Origin of the sequence: Granulicatella sp. zg-84 (assembly GCF_010892375.1) — a bacterium.
Taxonomy (GTDB): Bacteria; Bacillota; Bacilli; order Lactobacillales; family Aerococcaceae; genus WM01.
The window spans coordinates 17,090-30,918 of sequence record NZ_WNJX01000014.1; the positions used below are offsets into that span (position 1 = coordinate 17,090).

12 protein-coding genes are annotated in these 13,829 nt (G+C 32.0%); 8 read left to right on the plus strand and 4 right to left on the minus strand.

The window, feature by feature from the left end:
• Positions 1-671: 671 nt before the first annotated feature.
• Positions 672-1,928, minus strand: coding sequence for an NAD(P)/FAD-dependent oxidoreductase (locus GMA06_RS04530; protein WP_163561828.1), 1,257 nt, complete (start codon positions 1,926-1,928; stop codon positions 672-674).
• Between the two features lie 101 nt (positions 1,929-2,029).
• On the opposite strand from GMA06_RS04530, the gene GMA06_RS04535 reads away from it, so the two are divergent.
• From GMA06_RS04535 to GMA06_RS04570, 8 genes are all read left to right on the plus strand, one after another.
• Complete coding sequence (locus tag GMA06_RS04535) at positions 2,030-3,511, plus strand: UDP-N-acetylmuramoyl-L-alanyl-D-glutamate--2,6-diaminopimelate ligase (RefSeq protein ID WP_163561829.1); 1,482 nt, start codon at positions 2,030-2,032, stop codon at positions 3,509-3,511.
• 162 nt (positions 3,512-3,673) lie between these two features.
• Positions 3,674-4,378: a response regulator YycF gene (yycF, locus tag GMA06_RS04540; RefSeq protein ID WP_163545766.1), complete on the plus strand. Its 705-nt coding sequence runs from the start codon at positions 3,674-3,676 to the stop codon at positions 4,376-4,378.
• Between the two features lie 9 nt (positions 4,379-4,387).
• Positions 4,388-6,244, plus strand: a complete 1,857-nt coding sequence (gene walK / locus GMA06_RS04545) for a cell wall metabolism sensor histidine kinase WalK (protein WP_163561830.1) — start codon at positions 4,388-4,390, stop codon at positions 6,242-6,244.
• On the plus strand, positions 6,244-7,491 hold the full coding sequence (locus tag GMA06_RS04550) for a hypothetical protein (RefSeq protein WP_163561831.1): 1,248 nt from the start codon (positions 6,244-6,246) through the stop codon (positions 7,489-7,491). The genes walK and GMA06_RS04550 overlap by 1 nt, the downstream gene beginning before the upstream one ends.
• Before the next feature lie 9 nt (positions 7,492-7,500).
• Positions 7,501-8,340: a two-component system regulatory protein YycI gene (gene yycI / locus GMA06_RS04555; RefSeq protein WP_163545763.1), complete on the plus strand. Its 840-nt coding sequence runs from the start codon at positions 7,501-7,503 to the stop codon at positions 8,338-8,340.
• 28 nt (positions 8,341-8,368) lie between these two features.
• Positions 8,369-9,157, plus strand: coding sequence for an MBL fold metallo-hydrolase (locus GMA06_RS04560; RefSeq protein ID WP_163561832.1), 789 nt, complete (start codon positions 8,369-8,371; stop codon positions 9,155-9,157).
• A gap of 126 nt (positions 9,158-9,283) precedes the next feature.
• On the plus strand, positions 9,284-11,005 hold the full coding sequence (locus tag GMA06_RS04565) for a septation ring formation regulator EzrA (RefSeq protein WP_163545762.1): 1,722 nt from the start codon (positions 9,284-9,286) through the stop codon (positions 11,003-11,005).
• 470 nt (positions 11,006-11,475) lie between these two features.
• Positions 11,476-12,054, plus strand: coding sequence for a hypothetical protein (locus GMA06_RS04570; RefSeq protein ID WP_163545761.1), 579 nt, complete (start codon positions 11,476-11,478; stop codon positions 12,052-12,054).
• A gap of 344 nt (positions 12,055-12,398) precedes the next feature.
• Here GMA06_RS04570 and GMA06_RS04575 read toward each other — a convergent pair whose 3' ends face one another.
• From GMA06_RS04575 to GMA06_RS04585, 3 genes are read right to left on the minus strand one after another with little or no spacing between them, the layout of a single operon-like run.
• Positions 12,399-12,650, minus strand: coding sequence for a hypothetical protein (locus GMA06_RS04575; protein WP_163561833.1), 252 nt, complete (start codon positions 12,648-12,650; stop codon positions 12,399-12,401).
• An 11-nt stretch (positions 12,651-12,661) separates the two neighbouring features.
• Positions 12,662-12,892 (minus strand): hypothetical protein, encoded by a 231-nt coding sequence (locus GMA06_RS04580; protein WP_163561834.1) that lies wholly within the window; start codon positions 12,890-12,892, stop codon positions 12,662-12,664.
• A 10-nt stretch (positions 12,893-12,902) separates the two neighbouring features.
• Complete coding sequence (locus GMA06_RS04585; protein ID WP_163561835.1) at positions 12,903-13,397, minus strand: hypothetical protein; 495 nt, start codon at positions 13,395-13,397, stop codon at positions 12,903-12,905.
• Positions 13,398-13,829: the final 432 nt, after the last annotated feature.

The window sequence follows — 13,829 nt, forward strand, 5'->3', positions numbered from 1 at the left end:
CGTATAATGACAGATATTTCTTTTATAGTGGTGAGCGAGTGAGTATTTTTTAATTGTATAAAATGTATATTTTTTACGTATTGAAACAAATAAAAACGCTTATTAAAAAAGGATTATTTATATTTTTTATTTTTTAATGTAATATAACAAAAAGTTAGCGTAAAAGACATAATAAATGGGATTGTTTCTTCTGAAACATAAGATTTTTAATCGTAGAGAGCTTAAAATAATAGAACATTAAGAAAAAATAATTTTCTTATAAAAAATTATAAAAATTTTATTTTTTTTAAAGACAAATAAAAAATAATGTGCTATAATTTATCAAGTCAAAGGATTACGTCCTTTGATTGGGTATAAAATGATTGTTCCCCCTTTTTCAATCATTTTATGCTTATGTGTCATAGTTTGATAAAAGTCATTTATCATTGCATAGAATTCTCCCCTTTTGTTCTATTGCTGAATGATAATGAATTTTTTCTAACTATACTTGTTTGTTCTAAATCTTATCCCCTTTTGATTTAGACCCCTATTATAACCGTAAGAGTAGTTAGTTTCTAACTGCTCTTATTTTTTATAGCGATATGAAAAGAGCCGACCGCGTGGTCGGCTCTTTGAGTTTATCATAAATCATGTTGATAGAGGGAATTTACTAATGCGATTTGATGAAGAGCTTATTTTTGTTGTCCGGCATGAAAGCCACTTAAATAACCTGTGACAAAAGCAGATGTAATATTGTATCCACCGGTGTAACCGTAAATATCAAGTACTTCTCCACAAAAGTATAGGCCTTCTTTTAATTTAGACATCATTGTTTTAGGATTGATTTCTTTTGTGTTTACACCTCCGCCAGTGACAAAACTTTTTTCAAGGGGTAAAGAGCCATTAACCGTAAAAGTGAAATGTTTTAGTAGATGACAAATATGTTTTATGTCTTGATGAGATAATGTTTGTAATGGCGTTTCAGGTATAAGATTGGCTTGATTTAAGTAAAAAAGAGCCAAACGTTCAGGAATGTATTGTTTTAAAATGGTTTTGATTTCTTTTTTACTTTGTTCTTTTTGGTGTTTCATAAAGTCCTGTTCAAGCTGCCCGATAGATATATCTGGTAGACAATCTAAGTGCATGTGTATGTCATTTTTCTTTTGTTTTTTTTGTTCTTTGTATACAAAGCTGGAACATCTTAGTACAGCAGGACCCGAAATACCAAAGTGCGTAAAAATCATATCCATTTGATGAGAAATAATTGGTTTTTGTTTTTGGTTTAGTACACTCAATGAAATATTTCTTAAAGATAAACCTTGTAATGTTTTTTGTTGAATAAAATGCTCACTTGATGTGAGAGGGACTTCAGTTGGGAATAAAGGAACAATCGTATGTCCTGCTTGTTCTGCCCATTTAAAGCCGTCGCCTGTTGAACCTGTTTTTGGGATAGATTTCCCCCCAGTAGCAATAATAACGCTTTTAGCATGAATAGTTGTTCCGTCTTCCAGATGAACGCCACATACTTTATTTTCGTCAAATAAGAGATTAGAAACAGTATTTTTTGTTTGTACATGTATGCCATGTTGTTTAATCAAAGAAATAAAAGTATCTAAAATAGTTCTTGCTTTATCAGTTGTTGGAAACATTCTACCGTGATCTTCTTCTTTTAAGGTCACGCCATTTTCCTTAAAAAATTTAATAATGTCATAATTATCAAATTGAGAAAAAGCACTATATAAAAAACGTCCGTTTCCTGGGATATGTGCTACAATTTCTTCAGCAGGGCGATTGTTTGTAATGTTACAACGTCCTCCACCTGTTAATAAAAGTTTCTGTCCTAAAGAAGCATTTTTTTCTAGGAGTAAAACTTTGGCACCCGTCTTTGCAGCAGAAACACAAGCCATTAATCCGCTTGAACCACCACCAATGACAATTACATCGTACATTATTCATTTCCTTTCTTCTGTCTATTCTTACATACTATCATACCAAAAGAATAAAAAATGTGATATAGTAAATCTACGTGAAGAAGGAAGAGGGCTAAAAAATGAAAGTCAGTCAGATGTTTGTAGATATACCGGTCATTGAATATATTGGGAATGTAAGTCTATTAGAAACGGCGATAGAGGATTTAAGTTATAATACGAAAACAGTTAAAGAAAAGACAATATTTTTTGCATTAAAAGGTAGAACGAGTGATGGTACGACATTTATACCCCAAGCGTACAAAAAAGGATGTCGGGTATTTGTTGGACAAACACGTGTACAAGTGCCTGAAGATGCACTACTGATTCTTGTTGAAGATAGTCGATATATATTAAGTAAAGTATCCTCTTTGTTTTTTGAAGAACCGTCTAAGAAAATGACAGTAGTAGGCATTACGGGAACAAAAGGAAAAACAACGATAACAACATTACTTTATAAAATTTTGAAGGATGTAGGCTTAAAGACTGGAGTTATCGGAACGAACGGTATTTATTATGGAGATACATATTTACAAACGGCCAATACAACACCAGAAAGTTATGAATTACATAAAGTGATGCATCAAATGCTCCAACAAGGGATTACAACCTGTTTTATGGAAGTGTCTTCCCAAGGGTTGATGATGAGCCGTGTCGAGCATATTGATTTTGATATAGCTATTTTTACCAATATGGCCTATGACCATATTGGAGATTTAGAGCATCCGACTTTTGAAAACTATTTGCACTGGAAAACACATTTGTTTGATTTAACAAAAATAGCAATTGTCAATCATGATGATAGGTATGTTAATCACTTTATCAAACAAAACCAAAAAGTGTATACGTATGGATTGGATAACAAGAGTGATTATCAAGCGACAGAATTACAGTATTTATTTGATAAACGTCAAGTGGGCATGTCTTTTGCTTATCACAAACAACATGTAACGAAATCTGTTTTACTACCTGTGCCAGGAAAATTTAATGTGTATAATGCTTTAGTTGTTTTAGCTGTTGCAGATATTTTGAATCAAGATGAACAAAAGGTTATTTCTTTATTGAACCAAACAACAGTAGCAGGACGTATGGAACTCATTCCAAATCATAAGCAAGTATTAGCTGTATTGGATTATGCCCATAATGGATTTAGTTTAGAAAATGTTATTTTGACATTAAACCATTATAACTATGAACGATTGATTATTTTATTTGGTTCTGTTGGAGATCGTTCACAAATTAGACGAAAAGAATTAGGGGATGTTGTGTCTAAATATGCAGATATTGCGATTATTACATCGGATAATCCAGGACATGAAAATCCTCAACATATTATTGATGATATTAAACAATCCTTTACAGACACAAATTGTATTGTGTATGAAGAAATTGATAGACAAAAAGCTATTGAACTTGCGGCTTCATTAAGCAAAAAAGGAGATATTGTCGTCTTTGCTGGAAAAGGACATGAAACATATCAGTTAATAGGCAGTGAAAAAGTACCATTTGATGAAAAGCAATTTATTATAAATTCATTTGAAAAAGAGGGAACAATATCTATTTAGAAAAATAGTGAATGACAATAGTCATTCGCTATTTTTATGTGTAAACTCAATGTATTATCCCCTCCTATTTATTGAGTTTTTGTAAGTGTATTGGTATACTTATTATAGAATGGTCTTAGTGTATCTAAAAAGGCATATAGACGAAATATAAGGAGATTAACGATGAAAAAAATTTTAGTAGTAGATGATGAAAAATCAATTGCAGAAATTGTGAAATTTAATTTAGTAAAAGAAGGTTATGATGTTTATGTAGCTTTTGACGGAGAAGAAGCGATTGAAATGGTAAAAAAAATATCTCCTGACTTGATGCTACTAGACTTAATGTTACCAAAAATTGATGGTTTAGAAGTTTGTCGTACGGTACGTCAAACGCATGATATGCCAATTATTATGGTAACAGCTAAAGATTCAGAGATTGATAAAGTATTGGGATTAGAATTAGGTGCAGATGATTATGTGACAAAACCTTTTTCAAATCGCGAACTTGTAGCGAGAGTAAAAGCGAATTTAAGAAGAAAAGCAACTAAAGCTGTTGTGGAAGAAACATCTCCTGCTAATGAAATTGTATTGGGAGATTTAATCATTCATGAAGATGCATATATCGTATCTAAACGTGGAGAGGAAATTGAATTAACACATCGAGAGTTTGAGTTATTACACTACTTAGCAAAACACTTAAATCAAGTCATGACTCGAGAAGATTTATTACAAACCGTTTGGGGATATGACTATTTTGGAGATGTGCGTACAGTCGATGTGACCGTTCGTCGTTTGCGTGAAAAAATTGAGGATGTTCCAAGTCATCCAACTTGGTTAATGACACGTCGTGGTGTTGGCTATTTTGTGAAAAGTAGTGAACAAGAATAGGATAGAGATATGTTTAGAAAATTTTTATTAAATTTAAATTTTCGTTCCATCCATTTTAAAGTACCAGCTATTTTTGGATTGTTATTTTTAGTATCGTTTCAATTAGTAGGTGTCTTTTTTACACGACAATTAGAAACACAGTTAATTCAAAACTTTGAAACGCAAGTAACAGGACAGACGAATTTCTTAGCCAATAGCGCTACTGCTGTTTTGCAAGAAATAAACAAAGAAAAACGTATTGAAAAAAGTTCCGAATTATTTCAAGCAACACAAGGGCAAAATATTTTAAATATTCAAATTGTTGATAAACATAATGAAGTGGTTGATGTAGCCAGTCAAGTGAATCGTGATGTTGTCGGGAAATTGACCGAAGAACCTGATGTGAAAGAAGTACTACTAACAGGTGCCTCTAAAAAATATCAATATTCATCTTCTGAAGGGAATCAAACCATTTTACGTGTTATTATGCCTGTGATGTCACAAGATAGAACGTTAATGGGTGTTGTCGTTGTAGACGCTAATATTTCTAGTGTGTATGTGCAACTACAAGAGATTTCATCTTTATTTTTAAACGTTATGGTCATTGCATTATTTGCGACAGTGGCTATTGCTTTTGTCATTTCTAGCAGAGGAATTGCAAAACCCGTATCAGAAATTAAAAATAAAACTGAAAAAATTGCTGAGGGAGAATACGACTCTGGCGATGTTACAGTATATGGAAACGATGAATTAGGGACATTGGCAAATTCAATAAATAACCTAGCTATTCGGATTAAAGAGGCAAATGCGTCTATCGAAGCGGAGCGTCAACGTTTAGATAGTGTGTTAAAACACATGAGTGATGGTGTGGTTGCCACAGATAGACGTGGGAATGTTGTGATTATCAACGAAGCAGCTTTACGTCTATTAGATACTAATGAAGAAGATGTTATTAATGCGTCTATTATGGATGTATTTGGTATTCGTCAAAAATATACATATAGACAATTATTACAAACGCAAGATGAATTGATTTTGTCGTCTGTTAGTGAGGGAGAAGAAACGATTATTCGTGGTGAATTTTCTGTTATTCAAAGGGAATCGGGTTTTATTAGTGGATTGGTATGTGTGCTGTCAGATATTACAGAACAAGAAAAAATTGATCGTGAGCGTAAAGAGTTTGTGTCGAATGTATCACATGAATTAAGAACACCACTAACAAGTATTCGTAGTTATACAGAAGCGTTAATTGATGGGACGTGGAAAGATGATGTACTGGCACCAAACTTTTTAGAAGTTATTCAGTTTGAAGCAAATCGTATGATTCGTATGGTTGCAGATTTATTAAACTTGTCAAAAATGGATGCAGGTATTCAAAAACTAGAGCTTGAAATGATTGATGTAACAAAATTGTTAAATCGTATTTTAGATAGATTTGATATGCTCTTATCAACAGAAGACTATGCACATAAATCTCATAAAATTGTACGAGAAGTAAAAAACCATACGTTATGGGTTGAGGCAGATCAAGATAAGTTAACACAAGTTATCGACAATATTATGGACAATGCGATTAAATATTCTCCAGACGGAGGAACTATTACATGCCGTTTAGTAGAAACAGATGACAATATTGTTGTGAGTGTCACAGACCAAGGTTTAGGTATTTCACGTAAAGCATTGCCGCATATTTTTAAACGTTTTTATCGCGTTGATAAAGCTCGTTCAAGAGCACAAGGCGGAACGGGACTAGGGTTGGCTATTTCTAAAGAAGTAATTACACTTCATGGTGGGAATGTGTGGGTAACCAGTCAAGAAAATAAAGGGTCAACATTTTTTATTTCATTACCAAAAGTAACGTTCTATGGCGATGAGGAGGAATGGTGATGAAAGTTTCACGATTTTATACAGTCATTTTAGCTGTTTTAGTGGCGATAAGTTTAGTGTGTACATACTGGGTTATGTTTAAACCAAAACAAGATAAGGTGGATACCACAACGATTGTAACAGTCGCAAAAAATGATAAACAAATTGGTGCGTTCTTCAAACCTAATCAAATGCTTATGTATCACAATGACACATTACAACTGACGTATGAAGAAGAGAGTATAGATGCTTTTGTAAATTTGTTAGATCATCAAAAGATGACTTTTTCAAGTGATAGAGTATTATCTTCGGCAGATTATTTAGCATTTTTATCTCAAAAAAGTGCACAATATATTTTTCCTGCACCAATGACTTTTCAAATTGCAAAATATTTATGTAATATAGATAGTGGCGATAAAATAGAAGAAACATTTACACGATTTGTGTTTGTTTTTTCAGATAGCAATACACTTTATGCAGTGAATGATAAAACAAAGCATGTGTATAGTTTTTCACTTGAAAAACCAATGAATTATGATACTTTTTACAGTCTTGAACAAAAGTATCGACCAAGTTTTTTTGATGTGGAAGCTGTACAAGGAAAAGATACGTACTATTATGTGTTATCGCATAATGAAATTTTCAAACAACGTATGTATTTATTAGAACAAATCAACCCAACACAGTATATAAAAACTTTATTTGGTTCAACAATTAATTTAAAAAATGAATCAACATCCACGGCGTATAGATACGTGAATAATCAATTTGATTTAACGATAGGTAAAGATACAGGATTGGTCTTGTCTACTCAGTATCGAACCTTTTCAACGCCACAATATTTACAAACCATTGCGACACAACTAGATTATTTTGAAAAATGGCCAAAAAGAGTATTGTTTGCAGGGCAAAATGGTGAAACATTGCATTTTAGAAGATATGTCGCTAAATTACCCATTATGGATACGGTAGAGAATTTTTCTACAACACGGTTAAAAGTAAGACAAGACGGTATTATTACAACCATGTCATCGTCGTATATTTTACAAACAGAATTATCCATGAAACGAAAAGATATTGCGATGATGTCGTTTCAAGATATGCAAGAAGCATTTGAACAACAAGATAAAAGTATGGCAGATATTGATGGTGTAGGTATTTTTTACACGATACAACCAAGTAAGACAAAAGTCATTACGCTTGTACCGGAATGGTATGTTTTTGTGAATGACACAGCCAAACGACTTGTCGATTACTTGGCAGAGTGAGGTGGATATATGAATTTTAAGCAAGTACAATTCATTTTTATTATCACATTTTTATTATTAGATATATTTCTTTTGAAATTGTTTCTTGATAAAACAGTCTTTTATCGAACAGATGCCGTGGCATTCAATGTTCTGTCCGAATTAAAAAGTAAAAACGTTAAATTGGATAAACATATAGCGGATATGCTCGAGCAAGAATACACCGAAAAAAGAGTACCTTACATTAGTAGTTTAAGACAAGGTGAAGACCTATCGGTTGTCGAGCAAACTATTAAACAACAAACGGTAACGTATGATATTGAAAAAAGAAAAGTGAATGTCGTCTTTCATACACCTATTTCACTAACTTTAGAAAATGGACAATTAACTAAGCAAGACCAAGAACAAGTGAATAATATATTGCATAATGAATTGTTGGTTTACAATGGCGATAAATATAAACCTTTATATTATTCCGCTGTTCGACAAGAAATTGTGTGTGTACAATTTATTGATGACATGCCTATTGTAGATGATAATGCTAGAGTTGTGTTTGTGTTGAATGGCAATCATATAACAGGGTATACACAAACGTATACAGGTCAATTTACAGTAGAAGATGAAAGTCGTATTTTATTTAGTGAAAAAGATGCTCTAACAAGTTTATATGCGAGTGCGTTATTGCCTGAAGGAAGTGTTATTGAATTGATGACATTAGTTTATCAACGAAACACACCTGTTGAGGATATGTTTATTTATACACCTGTGTGGTTTTTAGATGTGAAACTATCTGATGGGACACGTAGTGTTTTGCGTGTTGATGCGCTCACAAATGTGCCATTAACAAATAATATAGAAAGTAACAAATGAAAGAGGTCATATAGTGGACGATTTTACAATGAAAATCAGTATGTTAGCAAGTGGTAGTTCAGGGAATGTGACCTATATTGAAACACCAAAAAAGAAAATCTTAGTAGATGCAGGCTTAAGTGGAAAAAAAATCGAACAACTATTACAACGTATCAATCGCAATATTGCAGATGTTGATTGTATTTTTGTGACTCATGAACATAAAGATCATATTCACGGTGTAGGTGTTCTAGCTAGAAAATATGGTATGGATATTTATGCCAATGAAAAAACATGGACAGAATTAGATAGATTGGTTGGTAAGATTGACGTGTCGCAAAAACATATTTTTAAAATGGGGACACGCATGACATTGGGAGATGTCGATATTATCAGTTATGGTGTATCTCACGATGCGATTGCTCCTCAGTTTTATGCTTTTGAAAAAGACCACAAAAATTTTGTCATGCTAACCGACACAGGATATGTTAGCCAATATTTAAGAGATGCTTTAACGAATGCCACAGCGTATTTAATGGAGAGCAACCACGATGTTGATTTATTACGAGCAGGAAGTTATCCATGGTCAACAAAACAACGTATTTTAAGTGATAAAGGGCATTTATCCAATGAAGACGGGGCGTTGGCTGTTTCAGATATGTTGGGGTACCATACAAAACAGATTTATTTAGGGCATTTGAGTAAAGAAAATAATATAAAAACATTGGCAAATGAAACTTTTTCTCATGTGTTAAAAGAAAAAGGACATGCTGTCAATCACGATTTTGTCATTCGTGATACAGATCCAGACGAACCAACGACATTGTTTACCTTGTAAAAGTTATCATTTTGTTACCTATTTGTTATGTTTTCTATTGTTTTATATAGTGACAAAATGTTATACTAATTAGGATATGTGAGAATTTTATATTATATAGATAGAATTATTGTTGGAGGAACTGATATGGGTATTGTGATATTATTTTTGGTGCTAATCGTGATTGTACTAGGAAGTTATGGAGTAGCACTTTTTATGAAAGGCAAACAAGTTCAAGCTGTTTCAGCATTAGATGAACAAAAAGTTGCTATTTTCGATATCCCAATAGATGACATCATTATTAAATTAAAAAATATGCATTTAAGTGGGCAAACAAAACGCTTGTCTGAAAGTTGGCAAGCACGTTGGGATGAACAAGTAAAAGAAGTATTGCCAAATATTGAAACAAGATTATCTGATGCAGAACAATATGCCGATCAATTAAGATTTTTCAAATCTCGTCGAGCGATTGATGAAGCCAGAGAAATGATTGATGAAGCAGAAAAAAATGTGTTTCAGATTGATGAAGCTTTACAACGTTTAGTGGACAGTGAAAAAGAAAATCACGAAGAAATTGAAGCGGTTAGCGAACACTATAAAACATTGCGTAATAATGCGCTAAAAGATAGTGTGAAATTTAAAGAAGCTTTTGAAACCATTGATGAGCGCTTGTCCAATATTGAAGCATCTTTCCAACAATTTGATACTCTAATGGAAGAAGCGGACTATATCGAGGCACGTGATGTATTAAAGCAAGCAGAAAAACAAACCATTGCTTTAGAAGAAATTCTACCAATGATACCTGCCTTCTACAATTTAGTAGACGTAGATTTTAAAGAACAACTTGATGATATTAAGCAAGGTCATGCACGCTTAGTAGAACAACAATTTAAATTTAAAGATATTGATTTAAACAAAGCGATTGAAACATTAGAGAATCTGATAGATTCAGCAAGAGAAGATGTGACAGCTTTAAATATCGGTATTGCAAAAGAGAAAAAACAAGATATTGAAAAAGAAATTGAACGTTTATACAATGTAATGGAACAGGAAATTGACGCAAAAGAGTACATTCAAAAAGCGTCTGTACGTTTAAATGCGCACTTAAAACAAATTTCTGAAAGTAATCGTTATGTGACATTGGAAATTGACCGTATTTCACAAAACTATGAATTAACGGATAATGAAGAAGAACGTGTGGCAGAATATAAAGCCCAATTAGACAAAGAGGCAGAGGCTTTAGAACATTATCAATCTTTATTGGAAAATCATGATATTGTCTTTTCAACAGTAAAAGAATATTTTATTGAACTGGCTGAAACATTATCACGAATTGACAATGAACAAGCAACGTTGATGAAAGAATTAGGTGATTTGCGTCAACGTGAACGTTATGTACGTGAACAGTTAGATATGTTTGAAGTCGATTTACGCAATATGAAACGTGCGTTAGAAAAACAATATTTACCAGGATTGTCCAAAACATACTTAGACTTATTCTTCGCTACAACGAAACGTATTGAAACATTATCTGAAAAATTAAATCGCATTAAAATCAATATGAAAGAAATTGATGAACATGTTGCTCTATGTACAGAAGATGTCGAGCAACTTGACGAAGCAACTGAAAATATTATTGACAATGCCGTTTTAACAGAACAACTCATTCAATATGCTAACCGTTATCGTATGGAACATGCCGCAATTGAAAAAGCTATTAACACAGCAATCAATTTATACCAACACCAATACAAATATGCCGAAGCAAAACAAACGGTTGCTAATGCATTAAGTAAAGTGGAAGCAGGTGCTGTCCAACGTGTTGAAAAACTGTACCAAGAAGATAAAAATAGACGTGTTTATTTATAATCAAACGAGTATATGAAACCCCAGAGAGAATCGACAGATTCTCTCTGGGGTTATTTTAAGTTCTTCGTCAAATCGTGTCGTGAAAGATAAAAATCTATTATTATAAAAATGATTCGTTTTAAATAATTTTAAGAAAAATATCTTGACTTTTGTTAAAAAAAGGTGTAAAAGGAAGTTGTCATGACAATAAAGAAAGAATGGATTGGTAATAATGTAAAAAATTAATTCCTTAGTAATAGTTGTATAGTTAGTAAGAGTGTCGTGAAAGTAATAATGCAAAAAAAGACAAAAATATATTTGATTTTAGTTGTGTGAGCAAGCCCTAATAAAATCAGCGATAGTAAATATATTTTTGCAACATTATCAATTCCACGTATAGTGAAATATATTGTGAAAATTGTAAGTGATAGAAGTAATATTGTTTTTTTCATTTGAATCTCCTTAACAAAAAATTGAAAGAAGGAATTAGTATGTCAAAAAAATTTATAGGTAAATTCATTTTGTTAGTTAGTTTGTTTTCTGTTTTATCAATAAGTCCTTTAAAAGTATATGCTGATTATAGCATAAATAATAATATAAGTGAACTTAAGAAAAATGGAATTGAAAATTTAAGTAATGAAAAAATAAATTTGTTATTTGAAGCTGTTGAAAAATTAGACCAAAAACTTATAGATAGTAAAAATATGGATGCTATACAAAAACATTTTTCTAAATATGGTATAGATTTTAATATCAAAAATCAATATAACAAATATTCTTTTGATAATCGCTCTAGAGATTTTTTTGGTGATATTTGGGGTGTTACAAAATGTGTAGGTGCGATTATTGTTATTGTAGGTTCAACTGCTTTAGGTGTTGGGCTATTGATTAAATTAAAAAATTTCATTGCAGCAGCAGGAGGTATTCAAGCAGCAGCTACCGCTATTATGGCAATAGCAAGAACAGGTTTCTCTCAAGAAAATATACAAAGATTTGGAAATAGTTTAATTGCTGCTGGAAGTGCTATTTTAGGGATACAGCAAATTCAAGATAATTGTACTGGTAAATAAGAAATTTGATATATATAAATGAACTGTACTTGATATATTTATTAGAGTTCATTTTGGTATATAATATAACTTATCAAATATATTCAATTATGAGATTTTTAATAAATGTTGTTGGAGGATAAAAATCACCAATATATAAATGACTCTGAGTATTTTGGATTACCTCGTAATGTGTTTTCAATTCTCTTAGTGTTATTTATTACTCTCTACCAATACGATTTAACGCAGAACCATAATAAACCGGAGATAATCGACATTCGATTGTCTCCGGTTTCCCTATAGGTTAACTTTTGGGTCAGCCACTTTTTACAGTATGTATTGTTAATATGTCTATATAGATGGTACTATACAAAGAAATGTTCTTCAGAATAACCATAAAAATGTATCGTATGCCCTTGTATTGTATAATGCATATTCCATATTGGCTGGGTTATAAGGGTTTGTGTATCAGTGTTATACTTTAATATAAAGCATGCTTCTGTCATGTTTTTATCCGTGATAACCATGCTTTGTTTTTCTTTATCAAAAATATAATTGAGTGTGTCGTCAAATCTTAGAGTATACCCAAAAGCTTGGCATTCTGTATAAGTATTCATCTAATCTCCTTTCATGCTTCCCATTTTGCTCGAATGTATATGTCTTTTCCTTTTATATCACAAGCCATATAATTTCCCTTGATGTCCAATGCGTCTGTATCAGCGTGGTAAGCAATCACAAGGCAAATATGTGGTTCTTTTTCATCGAAAAAAACGAGCATTTGTTTTTTTTCATCATACGTATATGTAGATGTATTTGAAATAATAAATGTGTATCCAAAACAAGACAATCTTTCTTTCATGTAATCTCCTTTATTTTATCAATAGATAATTGTCAGACACCACGTATGTCAACTGTGCATGATTGACAATGATTTTTTCTTCTTCGTGTTTTGTTAAAATGGCATACACGACTGTTTCGTCTTTGCTTGTCACAAGTGTGTGTTTTCCTAATACGACATGTAAATAGTCGGTATAACGAAAATCGTCGTGTTCGCAAAAGGTATGTATTTTTGGTTTTTCTATTCTCGGTGTACTATAAATATCAGGGTCAAATATGAGATATATCACATTTTGTTTTATGTTTAATGTTGCTTGAGTGTATAGTTGTATCTCTACACCTTGATTTTTTTTAATAGTAGCATAAATCTTGGGAAGTTGTTTATTGATAATCGTGTAGTGATGTTGTTTTTCATCAAAAAGACAACAAGAGTCATCATCAAGCTGTACACGATACGTGCCTATTTCAATCATCTTTGTTTCCTTTCTTGTCGGGATTAGAGGTTTAGCCAATGCCATTTCTGTCAAAAGGACCTACTCTATTTTCGTATTTGTCATATAGTTTCCAAAAACTGCCTCCATGTGTCCTGCTTTACTATTCACAGCTCTATCTCTTACCAATGTATATGAGGTAGAAGTATAATTACCTATTCTATCACTAACTTTAGAAATTCCGTATTTGTTAACAAATCTGCTAGTACTAGAGCTCTTGTTTTCATCTTTAAAATTACACTAAAATTTTGAATATTGTGTGTAGTTAGTGCTAATGCATATTTGCTATATTTAATAATAAATTAAAAAAAGATTAAAATCAATATCTTTCAAAAAAGAATTACTTTTTAAAACACACTATTTTTAAAATAGAAAATAGATGGTATAGCTATAAATATGACAACCAGTTGATGAAGTTGTTGGTTTTTTATGATAATTTTCACGAGCGGAGAATTTCTCATGCTTAGG

Excerpts from the sequence above, each read along its gene's own strand:
- GMA06_RS04530 (WP_163561828.1), bottom strand. The coding sequence starts at position 1,928 with ATGTACGATGTAATTGTCATTGGTGGTGGTTCAAGCGGATTAATGGCT.
- GMA06_RS04535 (WP_163561829.1), top strand. The coding sequence starts at position 2,030 with ATGAAAGTCAGTCAGATGTTTGTAGATATACCGGTCATTGAATATATT.
- yycF (WP_163545766.1), top strand. The coding sequence starts at position 3,674 with ATGAAAAAAATTTTAGTAGTAGATGATGAAAAATCAATTGCAGAAATT.
- walK (WP_163561830.1), top strand. The coding sequence starts at position 4,388 with ATGTTTAGAAAATTTTTATTAAATTTAAATTTTCGTTCCATCCATTTT.
- GMA06_RS04550 (WP_163561831.1), top strand. The coding sequence starts at position 6,244 with ATGAAAGTTTCACGATTTTATACAGTCATTTTAGCTGTTTTAGTGGCG.
- yycI (WP_163545763.1), top strand. The coding sequence starts at position 7,501 with ATGAATTTTAAGCAAGTACAATTCATTTTTATTATCACATTTTTATTA.
- GMA06_RS04560 (WP_163561832.1), top strand. The coding sequence starts at position 8,369 with ATGAAAATCAGTATGTTAGCAAGTGGTAGTTCAGGGAATGTGACCTAT.
- GMA06_RS04565 (WP_163545762.1), top strand. The coding sequence starts at position 9,284 with ATGGGTATTGTGATATTATTTTTGGTGCTAATCGTGATTGTACTAGGA.
- GMA06_RS04570 (WP_163545761.1), top strand. The coding sequence starts at position 11,476 with ATGTCAAAAAAATTTATAGGTAAATTCATTTTGTTAGTTAGTTTGTTT.
- GMA06_RS04575 (WP_163561833.1), bottom strand. The coding sequence starts at position 12,650 with ATGAATACTTATACAGAATGCCAAGCTTTTGGGTATACTCTAAGATTT.
- GMA06_RS04580 (WP_163561834.1), bottom strand. The coding sequence starts at position 12,892 with ATGAAAGAAAGATTGTCTTGTTTTGGATACACATTTATTATTTCAAAT.